Here is a 25,393-nt window from a genome sequence, read left to right on the forward strand (position 1 = left end):
GGTTTTCGGGTATGTGTCGACTTTGGAGCCGGCACTCTCCCGAAACAATCTTCGACAATCCGTATAGCACGACCTGTCGTCTGTGTCAGCTTTCCAGCGCGCCCGCCACCGTCACGTTCGAGATGACGATTCGCACGCCGTCCTGATACTCAGTATCGAGCGTCACGTCCCAGCCGTGGGTCCGGGCGAGCATCCGCAGGTTCGGGAGCGTCATCCCGGCTTCGGCGTCCGGCATCGCACCGCCGTACTCGAAAAAGGCCTCCGCCGCTGTTTCGCCCGCCGGGGTTCCGTCGTCGGTGATGACGATCTCGTCGGCCTCTCGCTCGACGGTGACCGTCGACGCGTCGTTGTGGGCCGCGAACGTGAACCCACTCTCGAAGAGGTCCCGCAATCGAGTCGGATCGGCGATTATCTGTCCCTCCACGTCGGCCGCCATCGTGAGGCCGTTCGTGTCGGCACGGTCCCAGGCTCCGTCGATGACCGGCTGGAGGTCGACAGCTGTCGTTTCGTCGATTGTCTGCCCGTGTCGGGCCAGCGTCGCGAGTCCGTCCACGATTTCGGACATCCGCTCGGCTGTCTCGGACGTCGACTGGAGGGATTCTTTCGCCAGACCGACCTTGCCGCGGTCTAGAGCGTCTCCGGCGACGGAGACGCGGCCGGTGATTATCTGGAGCGTGTTCAGAAGCTCGTGTCTGATCGCGGTTGCGAACCCCTCCAACTGCTCGTTCTGTCGGTCGAGTTCGCGGCGACGTCGCTCGCTTTCGGTCACGTCGGTGAACACGAGCATCCGACCGATGTCGACCTGCCCCAGCGAAAACGAGGTGTCGCTGACGAGGTAGTACTCCGTCCCGCCGTTCCGGTTCCGTTCGAGAATCTGCTCGTCCGTTTGCAGTATCTCAGTGACGGCCGGCAACACTGTGTCGAGCTGCTGCCCGCGGCTCCCGGCCAGCGCCGGGAAGAGCCGCTGTGCCTCGCCGTTAGACTCCTTGATGTAGCGGTCATCGTCGAGATATACGACAGCATCGTCGACGCCATCGGTCAGTTGCACGGCGAGAAACGCCTCGTCGTACACGTAGAGGACACCGAACGCGAACAGTGCGACGCCGAGCGGCTCGTGGTTGATATCGAGCAGGATGTCGGTGACGAACCCGACGATATCGAGGACCGCCGGGATCGCCGTGACACCGACGAGAACGCCCAGCGGACGGGTGTCGTAGTCCGCTTCGAGGAACAGTTCGAACAGCATGAAGAAGCCGACGGTGACGAGCGCGTAGGAGAGTCCCGTCACCACCCAGTGAAACACGCCGTGTGTGATTGCCAGATGCGGGAACGGCTCAGAGACGAACTGCGTGGCGAAATAGAGCCCGTGAAGCGGATTGGTCAGCTTCACCGTGACGATACCGAGGTACACGCTCACGGCGACCACACGGTATAGTCGGTTCCGGTGGAACGCCCGCCCGGTGTACGCCGAACAGAAGTACAGCCACGCACCGACCGTCGCGAGACCGACGATGAGGCTGCCGAGGTAGAACGCGTATCCAAGCGTCCCGGGCGTGATCAGGAACCCGAGTTGCAGCGCCGCCCAGCCGCCGCTACAGAGAAGGAGTCCGACCATCCCGCGGCGGGTATCGGGATCTTCCATGCGAGTCGCTCTGTAGAGCCCGACGCCGCAGCCGACCGCCGCGAGGCCGTACGCCGCGACGTATACGAGAAATGCCGGCGAACTCCCAACAAGATCCATCTATCGGTGACTGGGCGTGTATCTGAATGAGTGTTGCGTCCGCGTTATCGGTTATGATAACTCTCCGAGGCCGTCTATCTCGAACACGAAGTCCGGGCGGCCGTCGATGTTCCCGCTGGCGTACGCGGCCTGGGCCACATGGCGCGGTGTCTCGGGGATGAGGACCCGCGTCCCGTCAACGCCGAGCGTAGCTGCGTCGGCGGCTATCGCAGTGAACAACGCCCGCGCAGCGTCGACGTCGCTCCACACCCCGACAGCGTACTCCGCGAGCCGTTCGCCGTCAGCTTCGGTCGTCCGGACGCGACACGCCAGGCCTCGTGGCTTATCCCCGACGGTCAGGACCGCCTGGTCAGTCGCCAGCCGGTCGAGCGTGTCCCGCGTCAGCGTCGAGAGCGCCCAGCTCTCCCCGCTGTCGAGCGCGAGCCCGGACAGGACGTCTCGTCCGTCGCTCTCCTGCCAGTAGCGCCACGCTGTCGCGGGGTCGTTTCCGACAGTCATCCCGGGCGTCTCGTCCCGTGGCTCGGGGTGTACCCAGCGGAACGACGTGACCGCCTCGAAGCCAGCAGCCAGCGACTGCCCGAGTCCGGCCTCGTTCCAGGAAAACACCATGCTTCGGCCGACTGACGCGCCGGCATCGGCCGCCCATTCTATGAGGTGGTCGGTCAGCAGCGACCCCAATCCCTGCCCTCTGTAGTCCGAGTCTATACGCATGCCCTGAAACCACGCCTCGGTCTCAGTGAGCATGACGGCCTGCGCGAGGCCGACGGCGTGACCGTCAACATCGACGACGAGGGTTTTCCGGTCCGCGCCGTCGTCGTCGACCCAGTCACGGAACACGTCGGGGATGTAATCGGCCATCGCGCGGTCGGCCCAGACATCGCTTGTCAGTTCGACAATATCGTCGTAGTCGTCGTGACGAGCCGTCCGAACAGTCGGCGACATACGGGCAGACTCTCCCGCGACGGTGAAAAAAGGGTCGCGTCGATTTGCCAGCCGGGAACGGCCCGTCCCGCCGAGGCTACCACACCGTGTTCGGTGCTACAGCCACGGCGTCGAGCGCTGCTGAATCTCGCCGGCAAGGGGCTCCTGCATGGCGTCGGCAACGTCGTCGCTGTTTGCCAGCGCCCACATGAGCTTGACCTTCGCTGTGCCGGGGAGCATGTCCTCGCCCTCGATGACGCCGGCGTCGAGCAAGTCCCGGCCGGTGTCGTAGACGCGGTCACAGACCCGCCCTTCGAGGCACTGGCTGGTCATGACAAGCGGGATGTCCAGGTTCTCGATGGTCCCGATCCAGTCGGTGTTGACGTGGCCGAGCCCGGTTCCCTCGATGACGACGCCCTCGCTGTCCTCGGCGGCGGCTTCTAGCAGCGACGGGTCCATTCCGGGGGAGAACTTCAGGAGTTCCACGTCTGTCTCGATGTCGTCGTGCAGCGCCAGGTCGACGGCGTCCCGTTCGGCGTATTCGCGGTGGAACGTAACTGTGCTCTCACCGTCGATGTCGTAATCGACCTCGCCGAGCGGCTTCGCGCCGACCGTCTCGAAGGCGTCCCGGCGCGAGGTGTGGTTCTTCCGGACGCGAGTGCCGCGATGGAGCGCACAGCGGTCGTCGGACTCGTCGGCGTGCATACAGACCAGCACCTCCGCGCAGTCGCTCGTGGCGGCCTCGACGGCGGAGACGGCGTTCATCACGTTGTCCGAGGACGGTCGGTCCGCCGAGCGCTGGCTGCCCGTAAAGACGATGGGGACCGGCGTGTCGAGCATGAACGACAGCGCCGACGCGGAGTACTGCATCGTGTCGGTGCCGTGCATGACGACGATGCCGTCCGCGCCGGCCTCGATTTCCTCGTGGACCGCCTGCGCGAGGTCCTGCCAGACTGCCGGGGTCATGTTCTCAGAGAGGATGTTGGCGACGACGCGGCCGCGGTAGTTCGCCATCCCCGCTAGGTCCGGCACCGCCCGAAGCACGTCCTCGGCGTCGAACTGGGCCGTCACCGCGCCGGTGCGGTAGTCGACCGTCGAGGCAATCGTGCCGCCGGTGGAGATCAGCGAGACCGTCGGGAGGTCGTCGTCGAACTCGATGGCGGACTGGCTCTGTTCGTCTTGTGCGCTCTCGACGTCGTACACGTCCGATTCCAGCACGTCGACGGACGCGTCCTCTCGGTCGATGCCGACGTTGTACCCGCCGTCGAGTTTGACGACGAGGTGGTCGGGCGTACTCGACGGGAGCACCACGCCCTCGTAGGTCTGGGCCGCGCGCTCGACGCGGACCCGGTCGCCTGCGTTCATGCGCGGCACTTTCCGCCGGTGGGACTTGAACCCACTCGTTTCGGCGAGCGCTCTCAGCCACGCGCCGGATCTGGCGACCGGCCGGCGGTTGGGGCGCTCGCCGCGGCTCTGGTCCGGGATATCTACGTCCGTTACTGCGAGTTACAAACGCTATCAGACCACAATGTTATCCCACTAGACATTCTCCTAACAAGTATGGCAGACAACAAGAACGGCCGTGAAGCCCAGGCCCAAAACGAGGAGCGCCGCCAGCGGGAGCGCGCTATCACTGAGGAACTTGAGCGGGCGGACGAACCCGAGCCGCCGGTCGATCCGACGGAACTCGCGTACTTCGAGACAGAACTCGAATCGCTCGAATTCCCGGCGACAGCGGCTGACGTGGTCGCTACGGTCGGCGATCACGAAATCGAGTCGGCCGACGGGACGTACACTGTCGCGGACCTCTTGCCCGATGCGGAGGTCGAGTCCTTCGAATCGCCGGCCGAGGTCCGGACGCGGGTCCAGCGGCCGACGGTAGCCGGGGCGATGAAACGCGTCGTCGAGGCCGCCGACGAACACCAGAGCGCGTCCTTTGGCGCCTCACAGCGCGACGGCTACGAGCGGACGTTTCGGGAGCTGCGGGCTATCGACGCGGATGACGACGACGAGGGTATTCGGGCCATCGCTGACTGGATTATCGAGCGCATCCACGAGAAAGAGACGCTTCCCGGGTCCCGCGACGTCCGCCGACAGGCGGCGAAGTTCTGCCGGTCGAACGGCTACTCGGTTCGCAACGACGAGTGGCTCGGTATCTGAGCGACACACCACTGTATCCCTGACTGCCGGCGGCCCCCACAAGGACCATACTGCTCGCGGTCACACACTCTATATGGCCGAACGAACCGAGGAGCGGACCCGCGACGCGGACGCAAAATCGGGCAGTGACCTCGGCGTCGATGTCGGCGTGACGGAGTCAGCGGAGACGGACGTCGCTGTCGGGGAATCGCGCGATGCGGAGTCTTCTGTCAGCGACTCCACCACCAAAGACAGTGGGAGCTACTTTTCGCTCCGAGCGCTGTTGTTCGCCTTCGGTGCGGTCGGCGGTGGGATGGTGCTCGGCGGGCTGATACCGCTCGTCCCGTTCACCGAACTGGTCGGCATCCTGCTTGGCGGATTCGTCTACGGACTGCTCGCCAGCGAGCGCCGATACGCCGAACTGGGTCTGGCGGGCGCTGTCAGCGGCGGCGCAACGGCTGTTCTGTCCCTCCTCCCACAGCTCGCCGCGGGACTGAACGGCACCAGACTGTTCGCTATCGCTGGCGGGGTCGGCCTCGTGCTCGCGCTTGTCGGGCACTACTTCGGCCGCGACCTGCGGAGCGGGCTGACGAAGGACTTGTGATTCCGCTGACTGCATATTCCGGTTAGTACCGGGGCCGTGGCTGCTGCACTCGCTAAACTGTATTTCACGATCCCGTCGTTCCGTATGCAGTATATCCTACTCTCCCGCCAAGTTATAGCGATGTCTGATGTCGGTACCCCCTGTTTACGAGAGCGACAGACCGTAGCAGTTTCGACGCGAATGAACTCTTTGTCACGTAATCTTGGTTGTCACGGTCTTGTCAGTCAACCCCAATATAACGGCATATGTCCAGAATAAAGTGCTAGTTCTGGGTAGATATTCCGTCTTCTGGGTTTTCACACCTAGTATCTCAGGTTGATAACGCTTATAAATCTCGTATGTAATCCCAGAAATAGAACGCATGGCACCAGAGACATACGGGCTCATCAGCCTGTTTCCGGCGATGCTCGCCATTGTACTGACGCTGTTCACTCGCCAAGTACTCCTCTCGCTGTTTGCAGGTATCTGGATCGGTGCGACGGTGCTGGTTGGCTGGAATCCGGCCGCCGGAGCCGCCCGGAGCCTCCAGTTCGTCGTGGATAACGTGACCGAACCGTTCAACGTCAAACTGCTACTGTTTACGTTCCTCATCGGGGCAATGCTGGGGATGATCTTCCTCTCCGGCGGGATGAACGCGCTGGCGTCACAGATGGTCAAGCGCATTCGGACCCGCCGGCAGGCGGCGCTTGGCACGTCGCTACTGGGAATGACCATCTTCGTCGACTCGTACGCCTCGACGATGATTACCGGGTCGGTCATGCGCCCGATCACCGACAAGTTCGACATCAGTCGCGAGAAGTTGGCGTATATCCTCGACTCCACCACTGCACCGACCGCGTCGATATCAGTCGTCTCGACGTGGCTCGGGTTCGAAGTCGGACTCATCGCCGAGCAACTGACCACAATCGGGGTGGACCGAAGCGCGTTCCTGCTGTTCCTCGAATCGATTCCCTATCGGTTCTACAGTCTCCTTGCGCTCGCAATGGTCTTTATTATCGTCATCGCGGACCTGGACTTCGGCCCGATGGCGAAGGCCGAACGCAGAGCCAGAGAGGAGGGGAAAGTCCTCGGCGACAACGCGGACCCGCTGATGGAAACACAGGAGGACGATATCGTGACGCCCGACCACGTCGACCCGCGGTGGTGGTACTTCGCCGCGCCGATCGCCGCACTCGTGGGGGTGACCGGGTTCTCGCTGTATTACTCCGGCGGCGGGTTCGCCGGGCGCAGTCTCACCGACGCACTGTCGAACGCGGCCACCGCGGACGCCATCGTCTGGGCCTCGTTTTCGGCCTGTCTGGTCATTCTAACAATTCTGGTCGGGCACGCACGCATCGCGGTCGACGAAGTGAGCGACGCCATCTTCGAGGGGTTCAAAATGGTGATGTTCCCCGTCGCGGTGCTCTCGCTCGCGTGGTCTATCGGCGCTGTGAGCCAGGCACTGGGTGTCGGCCCCTACGTCGTCGCCATCAGTGAGGGGATTATTACGGCCGGGATGCTGCCCGCTATCATTTTTCTCAGCGCCGTCATAATCAGCTTCAGCATCGGCACGTCATGGGGGACGATGGGTATTCTGTTCCCGGTCGCGATCCCGCTCGGACACGCGCTCGGCGCGCCGCTGGCACCGGCCATCGCGGCGATCCTGACCGGTGCGCTGTTCGGCGACCACTGCTCGCCCATCTCCGACACGACGGTGATGTCGAGTATGTTCGCCGCGAGCGACCACGTCGACCATGTGAACACCCAGATTCCCTACGCAGTGCTGGCCGGCATCGTCGCAACCGGGCTGTTCCTGATGGCCGGCTACGGTGTCCCGGCGTACATCGCACTCCCGATCGGACTGGCCGCTGTCGGGTCTGTGACGTACCTGCTCTCGGAACAGCTGTCGGTCGAGGTTCCGAGTTCGTACGGGTCGAAAGCGGACTGAGACGGTCCGCTGTTTGAACTACTGTTCTGTTCAGACGATTTCCCAGCCGTCGTCGGTCCGTTCGACCACGTCGTCCTCTGCAAGCCGAGTGAGCGCTTCCTCGACGATTTCCGGCGGGGCCTCGATCTCTCGGGCCAGCGCCGGAACGGTATCGATACCGTTTGCGAGCCCGCTGACCAGTTCTGCGTACAGTCGTCCGTCGCCGTTCGCGAAGCCGGAGTCGATGCGGTCCCGTACGTCGGTCATGCGGGCCTGCACCCATCGCTGGGCCAGCGACAGTTCGTTCTCTAACTGCTGGAGATGCTCCAGTTCCCGCGCCAAATCGTGAAAATCCCCGTCGGACGCGGCACCCACGTCTATCGAGAGATGGCGACACGAGGGCATCTCGAACTCGGGGTTTGCCGGGTAGGCGCTCTTGGTACCGAACTCGTAGGGAGAGACTCGGACTTCCAGGCGGAGATTCCGGGCGATAGAGAAGTACTTCCGGCGCTGGTCGTCCGTCCGGGAATCGACGAGCCCGGCGTCTTCGAGCTTCTGGAGGTGGTCGATGACCGCTTTCGGGCTGACGCCGATGTATTCGCTGATTTCGGTGACGTAGCAGGGCTTGTGTGCGAGGAGTTTGAGAATCCGCCGGCGGTTGGCGTTTCCAAGGAGATTGAGTAACTCGGCGGAGTCCATCGATACGTAGGTAGCGGGTCACGGTTCAAAAGCATGACTCTCGTCGGGCGGTTTACTGGTGTCTCCCGGCTACGTTAGCAGGTCAATCCACGACATGCTCTGTGAGCCGCTGTTCCCGTTCCCCTGGCCGCTTCCGCCATTACCGCCCTGTCCGCCACTGTTCCCTTGCCCGTTATCGTTTCCGCCGTTATTCGCGTCGCCGTTGTTACCGCCGGACGCGCCGCCAGAATCATCAGCACCGTTACTATCAGAGGTGTCCTCAGCACCGTCACTGCCAGAACTCCCGTCAGAGTCATCGGAACTGTCGTCAGCACCGTCACTGCCAGAACTCCCGTCAGAGTCATCGGAACTGTCGTCAGCACCGTCACTGCCAGAACTTCCGTCAGAGCCATCGGAACTGTCGTCAGCACTGTCGTCCGAGTCCGATGTACCGGCTGAATCATCCTCCCCACCACTGTCGGCTTCATCTGAACCGCTGTCGTCTCCTGCGGTATTGTCGCCGCTGTCATTGCCGTCCCCATTCCCGTTGCCTCTGTCGTTGCCCTGTTCAGCCCCGTTTCCCTGTGTGGACTCCCCGGTTTCGTTTCCGCTGTCGTCAGGCCCGTCGTCCGGTGGCCCCTGGTCGCTCTCGTTTCGTTGTTGTCCGGGGGCGTCAGCAGGCGGTCCCTGTTCACTCTGGTTTGCACCCCGTTCGGACGTGTTGGCTGGTGGTCCCTGTTCGCTCTGGTTGGTCCCAACATCGTCCGGCGGTCCCTGCTCACTTCGATTGACTCCGGCGTCGTCCGGTGGTCCCTGCTCACCTGGGCCGGCGGTCTCTGGTGGTCCGGCGATGCCGCGAGCAATCGACGAGACCTGCTGGCCGGAGAGCTTGCTTGCGTTCTGTTTCAGTCGCTCCAGTGCGGTGTCGTTCACACCGGTCTGTTCGGCGGCCGTGTCGGTGTCGTTAATCGCGGTCTGTAGGCCCGCGATCTCCGCCGTGAGGCGGCTCTGCTGAGCTATGTACGCCTGCTCACTGATGTTTCCGTTCTCGTATCGCTGTTCAAGCGTGGCGTTGCGCTCCTGAAGCCGTTCGAGCCGGCGTTCGAGCGAGCCAGCTCGCTCCGTGACCAGTTCGGCTCGTTCAGTTCCGTTCGATTGGTTGTACGCCGACCGCCACATCCCGTTCTCGACCGTGTCGTTCGCGGCGGCAGAGTTCGACTGGAGGAACGCCGTGAGTTGCGTCCCCATCCCGCTAGTAGAGTCGTTCTGCGTGGCCACTGTCTCCGTCGCGGTCTCCTGCGCTGTCACGGCCGGGAGGCCGACAGCGACAGTCCCGACGATTACCAGCACTGTGAGGAGCGTGGCCTGACGTGGACTCATTCCTATCCATACCTCTACCCTCCCACATCAAAAAGAAACGCCTTCGTTCGTGTCGTTCACAGACGACTGAAACAATCGCAGATAGTCCAAGAGTGTTTAAGCTGCCTTTTGCATCGGCCTTTCCATCGGCAGCAGCTGCCAGGCGATCACTACCGACAGCACCGAGAGCGCGACGGTGGCGAGCGGTAACACGAGACCTGGGTTGTACCGGAGTGGCGGATGATAGCCGAAGCCGTAGTCGAGCACGTCGTTGCCGAGCGCCAAAACCAGCGCAGTCACGAGCGCACCCTTCGTCGTCCGGGCGTAGTGAGGGACTAACAGCCCCTCGGCAACGAACCCGAGGTGGGTGACGATGATGCCGAAGTACGCCCACGGAGCCGGGAAATAGGCGTCGAAGCCGATGTTTAACGCCACGACGGTCCACAGACCCATCTTGACTAGCCAGACAAGCGCGATGGTATGGAGGTACGCCAGCGGCACCGTCAGCGGCACCTCGTCGAGCGACTTGCCGAGGAACGGCAGGAGGGTAGCCACCGACAGTGTCATCAGGAATAGTGCAGCCGGCGAATCAGCATAAAGTGGCCAGAGAAACGTCGACACGTCGGGCATCGTTTCGACGTAGTACCGGACGCCGACGAGCATCGCGACGGCGTTGACGACCAGCAGCCACACGAGGCTCGGTGTCTGTTCCAGGTAGTACCGCGCGTACCGACGTGGCAACGGCCCCCGCTGCTCGCTCATGGGTCGAACCGGGGCCGCTCGCGGCATAGCCCTGTCGGACGGGAGCCGACACCGCGTCGTCCACCCACTGAGTCCGCGCTGTTTGCACGACGGCAAAAGGCTGCCGGCGAACACTTATGTATGTCAATGACACACATCCAGATGCACCGATGTTCGAACAGTTTTCGCGCGGATACTACCTCGGCCGCCTCTACGTCGAACCGAGAGACGACGCGGCGGCCGCGATGTGTCGCGAGCAGCACGAACGAGTGAACGAACAGTTGTACGCCTCCGGCGAGGGGGTCGAACGCACAGACTATCCGCTTGTAATGAAGCTCGGTTCCCAGCACTTCGCCGTCCACGGGGACGAACAGGTCCCGGCAGACACACTCGTCGTGCCCGAATCGATGCTTGAAAACGCCAACGTCCGGAACCCGCCCAGCCTCGAAGAAGTGTTCCTGGCGAAAGCGGACCACGCCGCACAACTGCTCTCTATCTCCGAGGGGACGCCGACACTGCCCGATACCGCGGTCTGAGGTCGTCGAACCCCCGCTCTGATGACAGTCTCCGTTTTCACTGAGCGGGCAGAAAGCGAGCGACTTCTCGCGGGCCGGTATAAGTAGGTTATACGCTTAAGCTACAGAGCAATGCAGTCAGGGGACTACTATTCACCTGATGCCACAGCGGAACCTTGCAGACGATCAGGACAGAGCTACGGAATCCAAATTCTACCTCCCCGCAGGGACCACCCCGTCGTCCGAAGCCGGCTGGTTCGAGCGTCTCTGGGCCGTGCTGTTCAATCATCGCGTCTGAACCATCGATGTGCGGGACTGTGCTGAACAGTGGGGTGATTTCTGATCGGGTCTCCCAGGCTGACCGGCTCGTATCGACGTGCAAACCCTGACCGCAGTCCCGTGCGCAGAAACCACGACCAACCGACCCAGTTAAGCTACCGCACGGCTACCGTTATAACGCCTACTTGTCCGCGTTAGCGCACCAAACCACGATACAGAACAATGACCGATATCACGGCGGTCGTCCGAGCCGAGCACCCGGACATCGTGCTCACGGAGACCGTTACTCACGACCGCAGTTCGAAAGTCAGGTCGGTGTCAGAGGCGGGAACAGACCCGACCTCGGGGAAATTCTTCTATCACATCGAATCGTCCGATTTCCAGCAGTTCGAAGACGGATTACGGAACGACAGTACCATCGGCGAATTCGAGCGAGTCATCGAAACCCGAGACGACGAGGCCATCTACAGCTTCGAGTACACGGACGAAGCGAAAATCCTCTCACCTGTAATTTCCTCCGCGAACGGTGTCATACTCGACATGGAGAACGACGGGAGTGCCTGGATTCTCACAGTGTGGATGCCCGACCGAACGGATCTAGTTCACCTCTGGGACTACGCACAACAGAACGGGATTGATATCGATTTACTGCGCGTGAACGAATACGCCAGTTTGGGGAACACCGACGCCGGGTTGACCGATAGCCAGCGAGAGGCGCTCCTCGTCGCATTCGAAACAGGGTATTTCGAAGAACCGCGGAACGCGACCCTCAGCGATGTCGCCGCGGATCTCGATATCTCTCAGCCGGCTGCCAGTGGGCTCCTCCGACGCGGCATCAAGCGACTCATCATATCGTCACTGCGTGATGACAGCGAAACGCCAGATTGACTGACGGCTCCTCGGTGCAGTGGCGGTCCGGGAAGTCACTTTTAAGCCCGTCCCCGTCCGCCATCCAGTCGATGCTTGACCGGTTGCTGGGCAGAGCGTCGCTGAAAGAGCGGGTGGCCGAACTCGAAGAGGAGAACCATCACCTCGAACGACAGCTCGACGCCGAGAAGGAACGCCGCGCCGACGCAGCGACCGAGCGCCAGCGGGCCGAGGCCGAGGTCAACCGGCTGGAGGACCGCGTCGCCGAACTCCAAGACCGCGTCGAGCGGTTGCAGGACGAAGAAGGCGAATCGACGTTCCGGGCCGAGGAGACGCTCAGCAGGTCGCGGCTGAGTGAGGTCCTCGACCGGCTGGAGTCCTTCGAGACGGAGCCGGAAGGCGTCTTTACTGCCTACGTCGACGGGGAGCACTCCCTGCCAGGCCCGGTCCGGGATGCCTTCGGCGACCGCGCGTCGCTGGTCGCCAGCGCCGCGCCGTGCCTGGCTGTTACGGATGACGCAGGCCTTCTGTCGGCGTGTCTGTCCGTCCCCGCGCCGCCGTCGCCGTTCACCGAGTGGGCCGACGCCGTTCGACTGGAGCGGTCGTGGTTCGAGCCCACCGGCAAGCACGTCGTCGCGCTAGTCCGTTCCGACCTGTTCGCCCTGGGCGAGTACGACGGCCGGGAGCAGACTGCCTTCCACGGCTTCGACTCGGAGCTAAAGAGCCAGCACTCCAAGGGCGGCTTCTCACAGAGCCGGTTCGAGCGGCTCCGGGACCAGCAGATCGACTCCCATCTTGACCGCTGCCGGGCCGCTATCGAGGAGGTGTCCCCCGACCGGCTGTACGTCGTCGGCGAGGGGTCGGTTATCCACGAGTTCGAGGACCTTTCGACGGCGATGAAACCGGTCGACGCGACTGGGGAGCCCGACACAGCACTTGACGATGCCGTCCGGTCACTGTGGACCGTTCGGTTGCGCGTGCCGTAGTTTGGGCCCTGTTCATTCCGGCACCCTCGGTGCCGGTTCCGTAGCTTTTTCGCGGGGCGGTGATTCTGTCCGGCCATGGCCGTAGCCATCTTAACACACGACGCCTTTCCCGACCGAGCCAAGACGGCTGTCGGGCTGTTGCGGTACGGCGACCGGGAAGTACGAGCACTCGTCGACCGCGAGCGGGCCGGCCAACGCGTCCACGACTCGCTGCCGGACGTACAGGACGCCCCAATCGTCGCGTCGATGGCCGACGCACCCGACGTCGACGCGCTCGTCATCGGCATCTCGCCCATCGGCGGCGAGTTCGACGAGTCCTGGCGCGCTGACGTGCGAATGGCGCTCGAACGCGGCTGTGACGTGTACTCGGGACTGCACTACTTCCTGGCCGACGACGAGGAGTTCGCCCGCCTCGCCGCGGAACACGACGCCGAACTGCACGACCTCCGAAAGCCACCTGAGGACCTGACTGTGGCGGCGGGGACCGCCGGCGACGTGGACGCGACGGTCGTGACGACCGTCGGCACCGACTGCTCGACGGGGAAGATGACCGCATCGTTCGAAATTCGCGACGCGGCGCGGGAGCGCGGCCTCGACGCCGCCGTCGTCCCGACCGGTCAGACCGGCATCGCCATCTCCGGCCGGGGCATCGTCGTCGACCGCGTCATCGCCGACTACGCCGCCGGCGCTGTCGAGCGACTGGTCGAAGCGGCACAGGCGGCGGACCTCCTCGTGGTCGAGGGTCAGGGCGCGCTTGCCCACCCGGCCTATTCGGGCGTGACGACGAGCATCCTCCACGGGTCGGCTCCCGACGCGCTCGTCATGTGCCACGAGGCCGGCCGCGAGGCGATTCACGGCTACGAGTCCTTCGACATTCCACCGCTCCCCGAGTACGTCGACATCTACGAGCGGCTGGCCGCGCCTATCTCGGACGCGTCAGTCGTCGCGGGGATGCTGAACACGCGCCATCTCGACGACAGCGAGGCCGCGGATGCTGTCGCGGGGTACAGCGAATCCCTCGGCGCACCGGCGACGGACCCCGTCCGCCACGGCGTCCCCGACGAGGTGCTGGACGCCATCCTATGAACTGGACTGTCGACCGCCACGACCTGCCGCTGTCGAACCCGTTCGGCATCTCGCGGGAGACCAGCGAGACCAGCGAGACCGTCGTGGTCGAACTCACCCACGAGGGAACCACCGGCATCGGGGCTGTCACGCCGTCGGCGTACTACGACGAGAGCGCGCAGTCAGTGGCCGAAACGCTGCCCTCGCTCTGTGAGACCGTCGCCCGCATCGGCGACCCGCACGCCCAGCAGCATATTGAACGAGAACTCGGCGAGCAAGCGCCGAATCAGCCTGCTGCCCGGATGGCACTCTCCATCGCCGTCCACGACCTCGCCGCTCGAAGCCTGGACCTGCCGCTGTACCGCCAGTGGGGACTCGACCCTGACGCTGTCCCGCCGACGACCTATACGGTCGGCATCGACTCGCCCGAGCGGATGGCCGAGAAGGCCAGGAAAGCGGCGGGCAACGGCTTCGGCCACCTGAAGGTCAAACTCGGAACCGACGACGACCGGGCGCGACTGGACGCGGTCCGGGACGCGGCCCCCGACGCCGAGGTACGCGTCGACGCCAACGCCGCCTGGACCGCCGGGGAGGCTATCGATAAGACTGCGTGGCTCGCCGACGCCGGCGTCACGATGCTCGAACAGCCGGTCGAAGCCGACGACATCGACGGCCTCCGCCGCGTGACCGACGCGACCGATATCCCCGTCGCTGCCGATGAGTCCTGCGTCACCGCGTCGGACGTCCCACGGGTCGCCGACGCCTGCGACATCGTCAACGCCAAACTGGTCAAATGCGGCGGGCTCCGGCCCGCAACCCGACTGCTCAACGCCGCCGACGCGCACGGTCTCGACTCGATGCTCGGCTGCATGGTCGAGTCAAACGCCAGCATTGCCGCGGCGGTCCACCTCGCGCCGCTTGTCGACTACGTCGACCTCGACGGGGCGCTCCTGCTGGCATCGGACCCCTACGCCGGCGTGCCGCTTGACGGTGCCGTGTTCGACCTCGCTGCGGTGTCGGCCGGCACCGGTGCTCGGCGGGCGCGAGACGCGTAGCTGTGAGACAGTACCGATAAAAATTCGGTTCGGAGTATTATGTGGCCCGTTTACGCCGACTCGACGGCGTCCAGCAGTTCGTCGTAGTCCGGCTCGTTGGTCGGGTCGTCGGCGACCCAGCTATAGGAGACTTCGCCGTCGTCGTCGACGACGAACACGGCGCGGTTCGCGACGCCGAGCAGCCCGAGGTCTTCGATGTCGATTTCGAGGTCGTAGTCCTGAATCGCCGACCGGCCCATGTCGCTGACCAGGTCGAACTCCAGACCGTGCTCGTCGCGGAAGGAGTTCAGCGAGAACGCCGAGTCGGCGCTGAGGCCGAGCACCGTCGCGCCGGCGTCGTGGAAGTCCCCGAGATGCTCCTGCAGGGCCACCATCTCGTTGGAGCACGGCGGCGTGAACGCACCCGGGAAGAAGGCGAGCACGACCGGCCCGTCGCCCAGGTGGTCGCTCAGTTCGAAGTCCGCTACCTCACCGTTCGCGATTGTCGCCGAGATGTCCGGCGCTGTGTCGCCTGTGGATACCATCACCCGAATATAACGGCGTCACCCGAATAAATACCCGCCATCCGGCAGGGTTGCCGACTCCTTGCCGCCGTGGGACTGGTCGCTTACAGCCACTCCGCAAAGGAGTGGTGCTCGCGGCTCGCCCCGATGTAGTCCCGCTGCATCGACTGGATGGCCGTCGAGAGGTCGTCGCCGGAATCGAGGGACTGTCGAACCCGGTCGATCTTCCAGTCGCTCGGGGTCATGCCGGCCTCGTAGCGGGCTTCAATCGGGTCGAGATACTCGTCGATGCGAGCCTCGGGCACGCCCTGCTCGGCCAGCCCCAGACGGGCGTACTCGAAGATTTCGTCGTAGATCTCGTCGTGGTCGGCTGTTCGCTCGCCCTCGGCTGTCACCCACGAGAGGTCGGCCTCAGAGCCGTCCTGCGCGGCGCTGTAGAAGCTCCGCCTGGCCTCCTGCCAGGGCAGTTCCGCGGCGGGATGGTCGGCGACGACCAGCCCGCGGATGAGACCGACCGTCAGCGCCTGCAGTCCGATCATGTCTTTGGCGTGGGGCTGGGTCGGCAGCGGGCGGTACTCGATGCGAAGCGACTTTTCAGTGCTTGCCCCGTCGACGGGGGCTCCGCCGACGACACAGCGGAGCCAGCGCCAGTAGGTCCCGCGCTTGTGGTCGAACTCCCAGAACTCGTCTTCGAACGCCGTTCGCTCGTCGTCGTGCAGGAACTCCCGCAGGAACGGCGCGAACAGGTCGTCGTCAACGACGCGACCGACGACATCCGTCGTGTCGTCGAGGTCCCGCGGGACCCGCACTTTCGGGTTCTCGCTGGTGTTGACCGACTGCTCGAAGGCCGCGATGCGGAGTTCGTGATGGGTGTTGTCACAGAGCCACTCGCCGTCGGTGTCGTCGTACATGTCCGCGGGGAGGAACGGCGAGTTCACCGAGAGCGCGAGCAGCGGCCCGAGCGTCCGTATCGCGGCGTTGTAGTACTCGGGGAACGCCTCGGCATCCGGAACCTGAAGGTGTGGCTGGATCGAGGTGGCCAGCGACTCGAACAGAATCGTCGGGAACGACCCGCTGTGCCCCGGCACGTCGAAGTCGATACTGCCGCCGGCGTGGTCCAGCGCCTCGTTGTCCAGCGCCACGTATCTGGGAGCCTGCCGCATGTTGTCCGCGAGGACGACGCCGTCGTTCGTCTCGTGCGCCGAGAGGTACTGCTCGCTGCCCTCCTCGGGCGGGATGGTCCACATCGCGTCGAGGACGAGTTCGCAGTTGTGCTTGCTCGCCTGCTGGCGGGCCTGTTTCGTCTGCATCTCCACCGCCGTCGTCTGGACCTCCATCCCGGTCTGGTCGAAGCTGTTCGGTTCGGTGTTGACCTCGGCGTTGTGCAGGCCCAGTTCCTTGTTGGCCTCGCCCTCGAACACCACGTCGGGCAGGCGGGTCAGCCGCCCCTCCCAGTCCTCGGGGTCCATGTACGGCTCGTCACTTTCTTCCTCGACTGACGACTCGACGGCCGGTTCGGCCTCCTCCTCCTCTGGCGTCTCTGGTTCGTCCTCGGCCAGCGGGCTGTCCGGGTCGATGTCGAGCGACGGTCCCTCTCCGGGACCGAACGAATCCTCGGACTCGGCAGCGGTTTCGCCGGCGTTCTGGTCCAGTGACTCACCGCCGGCTGGTTCCAGCGGGTCGCCTTCGTCTGGCTCCAGCGACGGCCCGTCGCCATTTGGTTCCAGTGATGCGCCAGCGCCGTCTTCTGGCTCCGCCGGCGCGTCGAGCGACCCGCTCCAGGCCGCCCCGCCCGATCCGCTCAGGTCGTCGTCGAGGTCTTCTTCGGCGACCCCCTCGTCGTCTGCTTCCTCGTCTGGCTCGGGTGGGTCCGGCTCCGCGTTGATGGCGTACAGTTCGATCTCCAGGCCGACGGAGAACGCTTCGTTGTCGAACTCTCCGGCCTCGATGGCTCTCCGGAGCTGCATCGCCTGTTCGTCGACCCGCTCGGTGAACTCGGCGGCAGTGTCGTCGGCGAGCGACCGGGTCACCAGGTCGACGATATCGTCCATGCTCGGTACTGTGTGGGCTCTTCCACTATAAGTGACCCGTCGTGTGTCTCCAGCGTTGATACCCGGTGTTACTCGAAGAGATCCTCGTGGCGGGCCGCGAGGTTGGCGTAATCGCCGGAGCTGAACGCCTCGAACACCTCGTTCGGGTCGATTGTTGTCTCTGACAGCGGTGTCACCGTGGCCGGGCTCCCACGGACGAACGACTCCGCAGGAACCTCGTAGCCCGGCGGGACGACCGTCCCCATCGCGACGATGGAGCCCTCGCCGATGGTGGCGTCGCTGACTGTCGAGTTGAAGCCAACGAGCGCCCCGTCCTTGACCGCTGCGTCGTTGAGGACGGCTCCGTGGCCGACCATCACCTTCTCGCCGACGGTCGATGCGTGGACGATAGCCCCGTCACCGATCGCCGATTCACGGCCCACCTCGACGGGCGCCACGTCGCCGCGCAACACGACGCCGGGCCAGACGTTCGCGTTCGGGCCGACAGTGACGTCGCCCACCAGCGTCGCCTCGCGGCTGACGTGGGCGTATCCGTGGATGTCCGGCGTGGCTCCCTCGAAGGTGTACTCTCGGCTGTCCATACTGCTCCCATCGTGTCGGCGGCTCGAAAAGATACCGGTCAGAACGGGGTGCTACTGGTGGTCTGTCCGCCGTCAAGCACGTCCGCGATACGAACGGTACCCCACCTGAGCTATTCGATGTGGACCACGAGGACGGGGACGGGCGCGCTCTGCACAACGCGCTCGGTGACGCTCCCGAGATTGGCGACCCGGTCCCGTCCGGTTCGACCGTGGGTCCCCATCACGATGAGATCTATATCCTCCTGCTCGGCGTAGTCGGTGATCGTCTTGTGGGGAATGCCCTCTTCCATGGTTGTGACGACCTCGACGCCGGACTCCTCGCCGCTGACCACGATGTCGTCGAGCGCGACGTCCCCCTCTTCCTCCAGCGACTGCCGCACTTCGTCCTGATTGGATTTGTCGGCCGCGAGGTACAGCCGCTTGTCCACGACGTACAGGCCGTGGAGGGTCGCGTCGTTGTCGCGCGCGATAGAGGTGGCGTGTGCGAGCGTCTCCGTCGTACCCGAACTGCCGTCTGTGGCTACGAGCACCGAATCATACATATCCGGCTTCTCATGCGAACTGTGCCCACATAGTACTCCCTATCACGTTGACGCGGTCCGTGGCTGTCCAACCGACGGTGAAACCGTTGATTCACCTTCCGTCGTTCAGTGTATAATCGTTCTAACCATTATTTGTCAACAGGAATACTTTTGCCGGTCGCTGTCCATTAATTTCTATACGATGCAGGGGAGCACGCAGCCAGACGAGACACGGGCAGAACTGTACGTTCGTTCACTCCTGCCCGACGGGCACACGCAGCAACAGGCTGCGGTCATCGACCGGCTTCAGGGACTGTCGGACGCTGACGTTCTGTCAGATATTGCCGTTCAGGTAATTGGCCGGCAGATCCCGTCCACACCAGCGGAGGCACGGACTGAGCTCGGGCTATTCGCACTCAACCGAGTTAGCGTCTTTCAGGAGTGGGCAAAACGAAACGACTGTTCACTCGACCCAGCGTTCCGGGTGCGGTCGGTAGATTCGGAAATAACGGGAGAGCAGTACCGCGCGCTCGTGTTCCCGATCCAACTATTAGCCGAGTACGACGGAGCGAAGCTCAGGTGCGTGACGCCGCACACAGCCGACGGGGAGACGGTCACTGTCAGGGACCGGCTCACCATGCTCGAAGGGGAAGACGAATCGACGTTTTCATCGCTGGAACGGGCGAGTGCGGCGCGGCCGCCAGCCCAGTCTGACCTGCCGGCGGCCGACGCTATCGACGAGGACTCGGACCCGCTGTTGCCAGAGTAACGCCAGCGTCGCCCGCGTCTCAATACACTTATCCCCGGCCGCCGTCGTATCCTCGGATATGAGTACGGTCACGGTCACGCTGCCCGACGGGACCCCACTAGAGGTCGAGCGCGGCAGCACGGTCGAGGATGTCGCCTACGAAATCGGGCCAGGGCTGGGTGACGACACGGTCGCCGGCGTCGTCGACGGCGAACTTGTCGACAAGCACGCGCCGTTGACAGCCGATGTCGAGCTCGAAATCGTCACCGAGAGCAGTGACGAGTATCTCGACGTGCTTCGGCACTCCGCCGCCCACGTCTTCGCACAGGCCCTACAGCGCCTCTATCCTGATGCCAAGCTCACAATCGGGCCGTGGACCGACAACGGGTTCTACTACGACATCACCGACGTCGACATCGACGAGGACGACCTCGAAGCCATCGAGGCCGAAGCCGAGGCGATAATCGAGGAGGACCTCGACATCGAGCGCGAACTCGTCGACCGAGACGAAGCCTTCGAGCGTTACGAGGACAATCAGTTCAAACAAGACATCCTCGAAACCGAGGCCGCGGACGACGAGGACGTCTCCTTCTACACCCAAGGCGAGTTCGAGGACCTCTGTCAGGGCCCCCACGTCGAATCGACCGGCGAGATCGGTGGCTTCGCCCTGCTCGAAATCTCGGCTGCCTTCTGGCGCGGCGAGGAGGACAACGAGACGCTGACCCGCGTCTACGGGACCGCCTTCCCGACGGAGGACGCGCTCGACGAGTTCCTCGAACAGCGCCGCAAGGCCGAGGAGCGCGACCACCGCAAGATCGGCCAGGAGATGGACCTGTTCTCCATCGACGAGACGACCGGGCCGGGCCTGCCGCTGTACGAACCCAACGGCAAGAAGATCCTCAACGAGCTGTCGGACTACGTCGCCGGCCTCAACCGCGACGCCGGCTACGACGAGGTCGAGACGCCCCACGTCTTCCGCACTGAACTGTGGAAGAAGTCGGGCCACTACGAGAACTACGTCGACGACATGTTCCTGCTCGACGTCAACGACGAGGAGTACGGCCTGAAGCCGATGAACTGCCCGGGCCACGCCACTATCTTCGAGCAGAATTCCTGGAGCTACCGGGATCTGCCGGTGCGGTATTTCGAGGACGGGAAGGTGTACCGCAAAGAGCAGCGCGGCGAACTCTCCGGGCTCTCCCGGACGTGGGCCTTTACCATCGACGACGGCCACCTGTTCGTCCGGCCGGACCAGATAGAGGAGGAGGTGCTGGCGACGGTCGACATCATCCTCGACACGCTCGACACGTTCAACCTCGACTACACCGTCCAGTTCGCCACCCGGCCCGAGAAGTCCGTCGGCGGCGACGAAATCTGGGAGAAAGCGGAGTCTCAGCTCGAAGCCGTCCTCGACGAGCAGGACATCGACTACGTCGTCGAGGAAGGCGACGGCGCGTTCTACGGCCCGAAGATCGACTTCGCCTTCGAGGACGCGCTCGGTCGCCACTGGGACGGCCCGACTGTCCAGCTGGATTTCAACATGCCGGAGCGGTTCGACCTCTCCTACACCGGCGAGGACAACGAGGAGCACCGCCCGGTGATGATCCACCGCGCGCTGTATGGCTCCTACGAGCGGTTCTTCATGGTGCTGACCGAGCACTACAACGGGAAGTTCCCGCCGTGGCTCGCCCCCGAACAGATCCGCTTGCTGCCGGTCAGCGACGACAACATCGCCTACTGCGAGGAGATTCAGGACGAACTCGACGACTTCCGGGTCACCATCGAGGACCGCTCCTGGACGGTCGGCAAGAAGATCCAGCAGGCCCACGACGACCGCGTGCCCTACATGTGTGTCATCGGCGACAACGAGGAAGAGGCCGGGACCATCTCGGTCCGGGACCGCAAGGAACGCGAGGAGAAGGACATCGATATCGCCGAGTTCCGCGACCACCTCGAAACCGAGGTCGAGCAGCAGCGGACCGCTGTGACGTTCCTCGCCGGCCGATAGCTGCAGTTCGTTCGGCCGATTCTCACCGACGGTGTACTGGCTTTCTGGCATCTGCCAGGCACGCCCTTTTATCCCCGGCGGGCGAGCCGACCTGTATGACCACTGACAGTGGAGCGTCGAGCGATACCATGCGGGAGCGCGCCACCGGTGACACCCGACTTCTCTGGCTCCTGCTCGACGCGGACCGCTGGCTCGTCACTGCCCTCCTCTCCGGTGTCCTGTTCTGTGGGATTCTCGCCGTCGGACTTTTGCATCCCACACCGGCATTGACGCTGTTGACTCGTGGTGACCCGGTCGAAACGCTGTTTCAGGCGCTGATTACGGGGACTGTAACCGCCGTTACGCTGGTTCTGACACTGAACCAGCTCGTCCTGTCACAGGAACTCGGGGCAGTGGGCGATCAGCGCGAGCGGATGGACGGGTCGATGCAGTTCCGCGCCGACGTGGCCGACGCCGTCGACACGCCAGTCAGTCCGGCAGAGCCCTCGGCGTTCCTCCGGTCGCTGGTCCGCGGGACCGCCGAACGGGCCGAGAATGCTCGGAACGCCGCCGAGGAGGCGGCGCTCGATGACGACCTGGCGGCGTTGCTGTCGAACTATCTGGCGGACGTGCTGACCAACGCCGACAGCGTCACCGCTCAGCTCGAAGACGGGACCTTCGGCGAGTTCGACGTCGTCAAGGCCGCGCTGGACTACAACTACTCCTGGAAGCTGTACGCCGGTCGACGCATCCGCGAGGCCTACGCCGACGAACTCACCGACGAGATCGACGACTCGCTTGCGGAACTCGTCGAGACGCTCGAACTGTTCGGCCTGGCCCGGGAACACTTCAAGACGCTGTACTTTCAGTGGGAACTGTCCGACCTCTCCCGGACATTGCTGTACGTCGCTATCCCGGCGCTTACCGTCGCAATCACCTCGTTATTGTTCCTCGATGTGCAAGATTTCGTCGGCGTCACGGCCGGCGTCCCCGACGTGTTGTGGCTCCTCGCGGTGACGACGACAGCATCGCTGCTTCCGTTCACGGTCCTGATATCGTACATCCTCCGTATCGTCACGATAACCAAACGAACGCTCGCTATCGGCCCCTTCATTCTCCGCGAGACGGACCGGCGCGTCGACGTCGACTGGGACTGACGCCGCCGCACATCACCACGGTATAAGTGCCGGACCGGACTCGCTAGTACCATGCAGATTGGCTCGCGTCGGTGTATCCTCAACCCCGTCAGTGGCGACGGCGAGCACGCCGACTACGTCCCGCGGCTGATGGCGGCGCGCGGGTTCGAGGTGTACGAAACCGAGGCGGCGGGCGACGCGGTCGAACTCGGCCGCGAGGCGGGTCGAGCCGAAGCTTCGGAGGTCGCCGTCTGTGGCGGCGACGGGACGGTGAACGAGGTCATCCGTGGGCTCGACGACGCCGGCCACCTCGACTCGGTGACGCTGAGCGTCATCCCGGCCGGAACGGCGAACCTCCTGGCCGGGAACATCGGCGTCACGGACATCGAACACGGTGTCGAAATCGCCGACACCGGAGACACGCGGCCGGTCGATGTCGGTGTCGCCGACGACGAGCCGTTTCTCGTCTCCTGTATCGCCGGCCTCCCCGCCGACGCCAGCGTCTCGACACCGGGCGACCTCAAAGAGCGGTTCGGTACGCTGGCGTTTCTGCTCACCGGGGCACAGGAGGCGCTCCGCTTCGACGGGTTCGACATCACTGTCGCGGCTGTCGGCGAGGACGGCCCGTTCACATGGTCGGGCGAGTCCGCCTGTCTCCTGGTGGGCAACGCCCGTAAGTTCGTCGCGGAAGGCGGGCAAGCAAACATGGAAGACGGCCTGCTGGACGTGGCTATCGTCGAACAGATGCCAACGGGGAACCTCGTCGCGGAGGCCATCGGTCAGCGACTCCTGTCGCTCGATACCGACGGGGTGACCCACGTTCGTGCGAAGGAGATCTCGGTTAGCGGCGACGGCGACGAACTCACGTTCAGCCGCGACGGCGAACTCAGCACGCACGAGGCGCTGTCGCTGTCGGTGCGCGAGCGCGCCCTCACGCTTCGCGTCGGGGCGGGCTACGCGCCGAACCCGGAGTGAGACCGGTCGCCTGTCCCAGCCGTCCACCGGCGGGGTGATCGGTCGGAATCGCCCCCGACGCTTTTGCCCCCATCCATCGAGGGCAATGGTATGCCCCCGCTCTCGATGGGTGCGCTCGTGGTCTTCGCGCTCGTCGCCGCCGCCCTGACGCTGTTCGTCACCGAGTGGCTGCCGCCTGACATGACGGCCATCGCCGTCCTCGTCGCGCTGGTCGTGCTGGAACCGTACACCGGTGTCCCGGCACGGACGTCCATCGAGGGATTCGCCAGCCCGGCGGTGGTCACCATCGTCGCGATGTACATCCTCAGCGCCGGCGTCGAATCGGCCGGCGTCGTCGACTGGCTGGCCGGGAGGCTGGCGGCGCTGACCGGCGGCGACGAGCAGCGCCTGCTGGCCGCCATCGTGGGCACGACGGGCGTCAGCGCGGGGTTCGTCAACAACACGCCGGTGGTCGCGGTCTTCATCCCGCTGGTCACCGGGCTCTCGGAGCGATACGGTATCTCGCCGTCGAACCTGCTGTTGCCGCTCTCTTTCGCCGCGATGCTCGGCGGGACGCTCACGCTGGTCGGTACCTCGACGAACCTCCTCGCCAGCGACCTCTCGGCGCAGTTGCTTGGCCGACCGTTCTCGATGTTCTCGCTGACGCCCGTCGGCGTCGTCATCCTCGCCGTCGGCGTGGCCTACCTGCTGACAGTCGGTCGGGCGCTCGTTCCCGAACGGGTCCACCCCGCGGCCGACTTCACGGAGGAGTTCGACATGGACCGCCACCTGTCGCAGTTACAGGTGCGGGACTCGTCGCCGCTGGTCGGACTGACGGTGCAGGAGGCGCTGGAAGGCGGCGTCCCCGACGACGTGGTCGAAGCAGTCGCGGACGTAGTCGATGCGGGAGAGTCGCTGCCGACCGAGGCCACCGTCGAACAGGTCCTCGCCGCGAGCGACCCGCTTGACATCGATGTGCTCCAGATCGACCGCAACGGCGAGTCGTTCTTCGCGACGGCCACCGACCGACCGCTCGAACCCGGCGACGTGCTGACCGTCCGCGGGAACCGACAGGCCGTCAATCAGTTCGCCCAGACGCTCGACCTGCGGGACCTCGCCCGCGAGTCCGTCACGGCGGACCTCCTGGCAGAGAGCGGCCATCCGGCCGTTCTCGCGGAGGCCGTCATTCACAGGGAGTCCCGGCTCCGCGGGCGGCGGCTCGCCGACGTGCAACTGCGCAGTCGGTTCGACGTGACGGTCCTCGCCGTCCGCCGCGGCGACGAGATCATCCACGAGAACCTCGCGGCGGTCGAGCTGTCCGCTGGCGACCTGCTCTTGCTCCAGACGCCTCTCGACGAGGTGGGCCACCTGCAGGACGAGGGGTACCTGGTCTTGACCGAGGGTCCCCCGGAGTTGTTCGACGCGCTCGACGGCGGCCCGCCGTCGCTCGACGCCGCGGCGGCGGTCCCGCTCGCGACCCTGCTCGCAGTCATCGCGCTCGCGGCGCTGGATCTGCTTCCAATCTACATCGCCGCACTCGGCGGCGTCGTCGCCACGGTCGCGACCGGCACGCTGAGCGCATCGAAGGCCTACGACGCGGTGAGCTGGAACATCGTGTTCCTGCTTGCCGGACTGCTCCCGCTGGGGCAGGCGATGCAAGCGACCGGTGGGGCCGCGTTCGTCGGTGGCCTCCTCGTCGACGCGGCCGGCGTCCTCCCGCCGCTGGCGCTGCTGGCGCTGGTGTACCTCCTGACGGCCGTCCTCGCCAGCGTCATCACTCCGGCTGCGACCGTCGTGCTGATGATCCCGATCGCCGTCGCCACCGCCGCCGAGATCGGCGTCGCCGGGTTCCCGTTCCTCGTCGTCGTGACGTTCGCAGTCGCAACGGCGTTCCTGACACCCATCGGCTATCAGACGAACCTGATGGTGTACGGCCCCGGCGGGTACCGCTTTACCGACTTCCTGCGCGTCGGCGGCCCGCTACAGCTCCTTCTGTGCGTCGTCACGACGCTCTCGGTGTCTGTCGTCTGGCCGCTGTAAAAATCCCGCGGCGGCG

The 25,393-nt window shown here is 64.6% G+C and carries 24 protein-coding genes; 14 read left to right on the forward strand and 10 right to left on the reverse strand.

Features of this window, described 5'->3' with window-relative positions:
- Window positions 1-85 precede the first annotated feature (85 nt).
- The 3 genes from ACNO8S_RS02870 to gatD all read right to left on the reverse strand — a co-directional run bounded on the left by ACNO8S_RS02870 (window position 86) and on the right by gatD (window position 4,027).
- On the reverse strand, window positions 86-1,642 hold the full coding sequence (locus ACNO8S_RS02870; protein WP_420182783.1) for a histidine kinase N-terminal 7TM domain-containing protein: 1,557 nt from the start codon (window positions 1,640-1,642) through the stop codon (window positions 86-88).
- A gap of 150 nt (window positions 1,643-1,792) precedes the next feature.
- Window positions 1,793-2,683, reverse strand: a complete 891-nt coding sequence (locus ACNO8S_RS02875) for a GNAT family N-acetyltransferase (protein WP_014039624.1) — start codon at window positions 2,681-2,683, stop codon at window positions 1,793-1,795.
- Window positions 2,684-2,779: 96 nt separating this feature from the next.
- Complete coding sequence (gene gatD, locus ACNO8S_RS02880) at window positions 2,780-4,027, reverse strand: Glu-tRNA(Gln) amidotransferase subunit GatD (RefSeq protein ID WP_014039625.1); 1,248 nt, start codon at window positions 4,025-4,027, stop codon at window positions 2,780-2,782.
- Between the two features lie 195 nt (window positions 4,028-4,222).
- Here gatD and ACNO8S_RS02885 point away from each other — a divergent pair, with 195 nt between their 5' ends.
- The 3 genes from ACNO8S_RS02885 (at window position 4,223) to ACNO8S_RS02895 (ending at window position 7,332) form a co-directional block, all read left to right on the forward strand.
- A complete protein-coding gene (locus ACNO8S_RS02885; RefSeq protein ID WP_050037601.1) occupies window positions 4,223-4,822 on the forward strand; it encodes a DUF5789 family protein in 600 nt (199 codons plus the stop codon).
- Window positions 4,823-4,895: 73 nt separating this feature from the next.
- Entirely contained in the window at window positions 4,896-5,405 is a 510-nt protein-coding gene (locus ACNO8S_RS02890; RefSeq protein ID WP_050037602.1) for a hypothetical protein, read from the forward strand.
- A gap of 361 nt (window positions 5,406-5,766) precedes the next feature.
- Complete coding sequence (locus ACNO8S_RS02895; protein WP_014039628.1) at window positions 5,767-7,332, forward strand: Na+/H+ antiporter NhaC family protein; 1,566 nt, start codon at window positions 5,767-5,769, stop codon at window positions 7,330-7,332.
- Window positions 7,333-7,362: 30 nt separating this feature from the next.
- Here ACNO8S_RS02895 and ACNO8S_RS02900 read toward each other — a convergent pair whose 3' ends face one another.
- The 3 genes from ACNO8S_RS02900 to ACNO8S_RS02910 all read right to left on the reverse strand — a co-directional run bounded on the left by ACNO8S_RS02900 (window position 7,363) and on the right by ACNO8S_RS02910 (window position 10,110).
- Entirely contained in the window at window positions 7,363-8,010 is a 648-nt protein-coding gene (locus tag ACNO8S_RS02900) for an ArsR/SmtB family transcription factor (protein WP_420182451.1), read from the reverse strand.
- A gap of 69 nt (window positions 8,011-8,079) precedes the next feature.
- The gene (locus tag ACNO8S_RS02905) at window positions 8,080-9,369 is read right to left on the reverse strand and encodes a hypothetical protein (protein ID WP_151102945.1); all 1,290 of its coding nucleotides are present in this window, start codon (window positions 9,367-9,369) and stop codon (window positions 8,080-8,082) included.
- A 96-nt stretch (window positions 9,370-9,465) separates the two neighbouring features.
- Window positions 9,466-10,110 carry a DUF1405 domain-containing protein gene (locus tag ACNO8S_RS02910; protein WP_151102946.1) on the reverse strand — a complete coding sequence of 215 codons (645 nt, stop codon included), beginning with the start codon at window positions 10,108-10,110 and terminating at the stop codon, window positions 9,466-9,468.
- A 149-nt stretch (window positions 10,111-10,259) separates the two neighbouring features.
- Here ACNO8S_RS02910 and ACNO8S_RS02915 point away from each other — a divergent pair, with 149 nt between their 5' ends.
- From ACNO8S_RS02915 to ACNO8S_RS02940, 6 genes are all read left to right on the forward strand, one after another.
- Window positions 10,260-10,625 carry a DUF5802 family protein gene (locus ACNO8S_RS02915; protein ID WP_151102947.1) on the forward strand — a complete coding sequence of 122 codons (366 nt, stop codon included), beginning with the start codon at window positions 10,260-10,262 and terminating at the stop codon, window positions 10,623-10,625.
- 139 nt (window positions 10,626-10,764) lie between these two features.
- Window positions 10,765-10,902, forward strand: coding sequence for a hypothetical protein (locus ACNO8S_RS02920; RefSeq protein ID WP_191450608.1), 138 nt, complete (start codon window positions 10,765-10,767; stop codon window positions 10,900-10,902).
- A 203-nt stretch (window positions 10,903-11,105) separates the two neighbouring features.
- Window positions 11,106-11,771 carry a helix-turn-helix domain-containing protein gene (locus ACNO8S_RS02925; RefSeq protein ID WP_008310652.1) on the forward strand — a complete coding sequence of 222 codons (666 nt, stop codon included), beginning with the start codon at window positions 11,106-11,108 and terminating at the stop codon, window positions 11,769-11,771.
- 71 nt (window positions 11,772-11,842) lie between these two features.
- Window positions 11,843-12,736: a Vms1/Ankzf1 family peptidyl-tRNA hydrolase gene (locus ACNO8S_RS02930; RefSeq protein ID WP_151146958.1), complete on the forward strand. Its 894-nt coding sequence runs from the start codon at window positions 11,843-11,845 to the stop codon at window positions 12,734-12,736.
- A 75-nt stretch (window positions 12,737-12,811) separates the two neighbouring features.
- The gene (locus tag ACNO8S_RS02935) at window positions 12,812-13,822 is read left to right on the forward strand and encodes a DUF1611 domain-containing protein (RefSeq protein ID WP_420182452.1); all 1,011 of its coding nucleotides are present in this window, start codon (window positions 12,812-12,814) and stop codon (window positions 13,820-13,822) included.
- The gene (locus ACNO8S_RS02940; RefSeq protein WP_420182453.1) at window positions 13,819-14,856 is read left to right on the forward strand and encodes a dipeptide epimerase; all 1,038 of its coding nucleotides are present in this window, start codon (window positions 13,819-13,821) and stop codon (window positions 14,854-14,856) included. Before ACNO8S_RS02935 ends, ACNO8S_RS02940 begins: the two co-directional genes overlap by 4 nt.
- A 50-nt stretch (window positions 14,857-14,906) precedes the next feature.
- Here the strand turns inward: ACNO8S_RS02940 and ACNO8S_RS02945 are convergent, their stop codons facing one another.
- The 4 genes from ACNO8S_RS02945 to ACNO8S_RS02960 all read right to left on the reverse strand — a co-directional run bounded on the left by ACNO8S_RS02945 (window position 14,907) and on the right by ACNO8S_RS02960 (window position 18,533).
- The gene (locus ACNO8S_RS02945) at window positions 14,907-15,380 is read right to left on the reverse strand and encodes a peroxiredoxin (protein WP_044951693.1); all 474 of its coding nucleotides are present in this window, start codon (window positions 15,378-15,380) and stop codon (window positions 14,907-14,909) included.
- Between the two features lie 83 nt (window positions 15,381-15,463).
- The gene (locus tag ACNO8S_RS02950; protein ID WP_420182454.1) at window positions 15,464-17,410 is read right to left on the reverse strand and encodes a hypothetical protein; all 1,947 of its coding nucleotides are present in this window, start codon (window positions 17,408-17,410) and stop codon (window positions 15,464-15,466) included.
- 68 nt (window positions 17,411-17,478) lie between these two features.
- Entirely contained in the window at window positions 17,479-17,991 is a 513-nt protein-coding gene (locus ACNO8S_RS02955; protein ID WP_014039637.1) for a gamma carbonic anhydrase family protein, read from the reverse strand.
- A gap of 110 nt (window positions 17,992-18,101) precedes the next feature.
- Complete coding sequence (locus ACNO8S_RS02960; RefSeq protein ID WP_014039638.1) at window positions 18,102-18,533, reverse strand: universal stress protein; 432 nt, start codon at window positions 18,531-18,533, stop codon at window positions 18,102-18,104.
- A gap of 181 nt (window positions 18,534-18,714) precedes the next feature.
- Between ACNO8S_RS02960 and ACNO8S_RS02965 the strand changes: the two genes are divergently transcribed.
- The 5 genes from ACNO8S_RS02965 to ACNO8S_RS02985 all read left to right on the forward strand — a co-directional run bounded on the left by ACNO8S_RS02965 (window position 18,715) and on the right by ACNO8S_RS02985 (window position 25,377).
- The gene (locus ACNO8S_RS02965; protein WP_014039639.1) at window positions 18,715-19,281 is read left to right on the forward strand and encodes an HTH domain-containing protein; all 567 of its coding nucleotides are present in this window, start codon (window positions 18,715-18,717) and stop codon (window positions 19,279-19,281) included.
- Window positions 19,282-19,339: 58 nt separating this feature from the next.
- Window positions 19,340-21,268 (forward strand): threonine--tRNA ligase, encoded by a 1,929-nt coding sequence (thrS, locus tag ACNO8S_RS02970; RefSeq protein WP_014039640.1) that lies wholly within the window; start codon window positions 19,340-19,342, stop codon window positions 21,266-21,268.
- Between the two features lie 95 nt (window positions 21,269-21,363).
- The gene (locus ACNO8S_RS02975; RefSeq protein ID WP_014039641.1) at window positions 21,364-22,404 is read left to right on the forward strand and encodes a hypothetical protein; all 1,041 of its coding nucleotides are present in this window, start codon (window positions 21,364-21,366) and stop codon (window positions 22,402-22,404) included.
- A gap of 51 nt (window positions 22,405-22,455) precedes the next feature.
- Window positions 22,456-23,358: a diacylglycerol/lipid kinase family protein gene (locus tag ACNO8S_RS02980; RefSeq protein ID WP_050037613.1), complete on the forward strand. Its 903-nt coding sequence runs from the start codon at window positions 22,456-22,458 to the stop codon at window positions 23,356-23,358.
- 90 nt (window positions 23,359-23,448) lie between these two features.
- Window positions 23,449-25,377: an SLC13 family permease gene (locus ACNO8S_RS02985; RefSeq protein ID WP_023843140.1), complete on the forward strand. Its 1,929-nt coding sequence runs from the start codon at window positions 23,449-23,451 to the stop codon at window positions 25,375-25,377.
- Window positions 25,378-25,393: the final 16 nt, after the last annotated feature.

It is taken from the genome of Haloarcula sp. KBTZ06, from assembly GCF_048595605.1.
Lineage (GTDB): Archaea > Halobacteriota > Halobacteria > Halobacteriales > Haloarculaceae > Haloarcula > Haloarcula hispanica.

Bases quoted from the DNA above. Each gene is read 5' to 3' on its own strand.
- ACNO8S_RS02910 (WP_151102946.1), bottom strand. From the start codon at position 10,110: ATGAGCGAGCAGCGGGGGCCGTTGCCACGTCGGTACGCGCGGTACTAC.
- thrS (WP_014039640.1), top strand. From the start codon at position 19,340: ATGAGTACGGTCACGGTCACGCTGCCCGACGGGACCCCACTAGAGGTC.
- ACNO8S_RS02885 (WP_050037601.1), top strand. From the start codon at position 4,223: ATGGCAGACAACAAGAACGGCCGTGAAGCCCAGGCCCAAAACGAGGAG.
- ACNO8S_RS02895 (WP_014039628.1), top strand. From the start codon at position 5,767: ATGGCACCAGAGACATACGGGCTCATCAGCCTGTTTCCGGCGATGCTC.
- ACNO8S_RS02985 (WP_023843140.1), top strand. From the start codon at position 23,449: ATGCCCCCGCTCTCGATGGGTGCGCTCGTGGTCTTCGCGCTCGTCGCC.
- ACNO8S_RS02875 (WP_014039624.1), bottom strand. From the start codon at position 2,683: ATGTCGCCGACTGTTCGGACGGCTCGTCACGACGACTACGACGATATT.
- ACNO8S_RS02920 (WP_191450608.1), top strand. From the start codon at position 10,765: ATGCCACAGCGGAACCTTGCAGACGATCAGGACAGAGCTACGGAATCC.
- ACNO8S_RS02890 (WP_050037602.1), top strand. From the start codon at position 4,896: ATGGCCGAACGAACCGAGGAGCGGACCCGCGACGCGGACGCAAAATCG.
- ACNO8S_RS02975 (WP_014039641.1), top strand. From the start codon at position 21,364: ATGACCACTGACAGTGGAGCGTCGAGCGATACCATGCGGGAGCGCGCC.
- ACNO8S_RS02935 (WP_420182452.1), top strand. From the start codon at position 12,812: ATGGCCGTAGCCATCTTAACACACGACGCCTTTCCCGACCGAGCCAAG.
- ACNO8S_RS02930 (WP_151146958.1), top strand. From the start codon at position 11,843: ATGCTTGACCGGTTGCTGGGCAGAGCGTCGCTGAAAGAGCGGGTGGCC.
- gatD (WP_014039625.1), bottom strand. From the start codon at position 4,027: ATGAACGCAGGCGACCGGGTCCGCGTCGAGCGCGCGGCCCAGACCTAC.
- ACNO8S_RS02950 (WP_420182454.1), bottom strand. From the start codon at position 17,410: ATGGACGATATCGTCGACCTGGTGACCCGGTCGCTCGCCGACGACACT.
- ACNO8S_RS02900 (WP_420182451.1), bottom strand. From the start codon at position 8,010: ATGGACTCCGCCGAGTTACTCAATCTCCTTGGAAACGCCAACCGCCGG.
- ACNO8S_RS02905 (WP_151102945.1), bottom strand. From the start codon at position 9,369: ATGAGTCCACGTCAGGCCACGCTCCTCACAGTGCTGGTAATCGTCGGG.
- ACNO8S_RS02915 (WP_151102947.1), top strand. From the start codon at position 10,260: ATGTTCGAACAGTTTTCGCGCGGATACTACCTCGGCCGCCTCTACGTC.
- ACNO8S_RS02940 (WP_420182453.1), top strand. From the start codon at position 13,819: ATGAACTGGACTGTCGACCGCCACGACCTGCCGCTGTCGAACCCGTTC.
- ACNO8S_RS02960 (WP_014039638.1), bottom strand. From the start codon at position 18,533: ATGTATGATTCGGTGCTCGTAGCCACAGACGGCAGTTCGGGTACGACG.
- ACNO8S_RS02870 (WP_420182783.1), bottom strand. From the start codon at position 1,642: ATGGAAGATCCCGATACCCGCCGCGGGATGGTCGGACTCCTTCTCTGT.
- ACNO8S_RS02955 (WP_014039637.1), bottom strand. From the start codon at position 17,991: ATGGACAGCCGAGAGTACACCTTCGAGGGAGCCACGCCGGACATCCAC.
- ACNO8S_RS02945 (WP_044951693.1), bottom strand. From the start codon at position 15,380: ATGGTATCCACAGGCGACACAGCGCCGGACATCTCGGCGACAATCGCG.
- ACNO8S_RS02980 (WP_050037613.1), top strand. From the start codon at position 22,456: ATGCAGATTGGCTCGCGTCGGTGTATCCTCAACCCCGTCAGTGGCGAC.
- ACNO8S_RS02965 (WP_014039639.1), top strand. From the start codon at position 18,715: ATGCAGGGGAGCACGCAGCCAGACGAGACACGGGCAGAACTGTACGTT.
- ACNO8S_RS02925 (WP_008310652.1), top strand. From the start codon at position 11,106: ATGACCGATATCACGGCGGTCGTCCGAGCCGAGCACCCGGACATCGTG.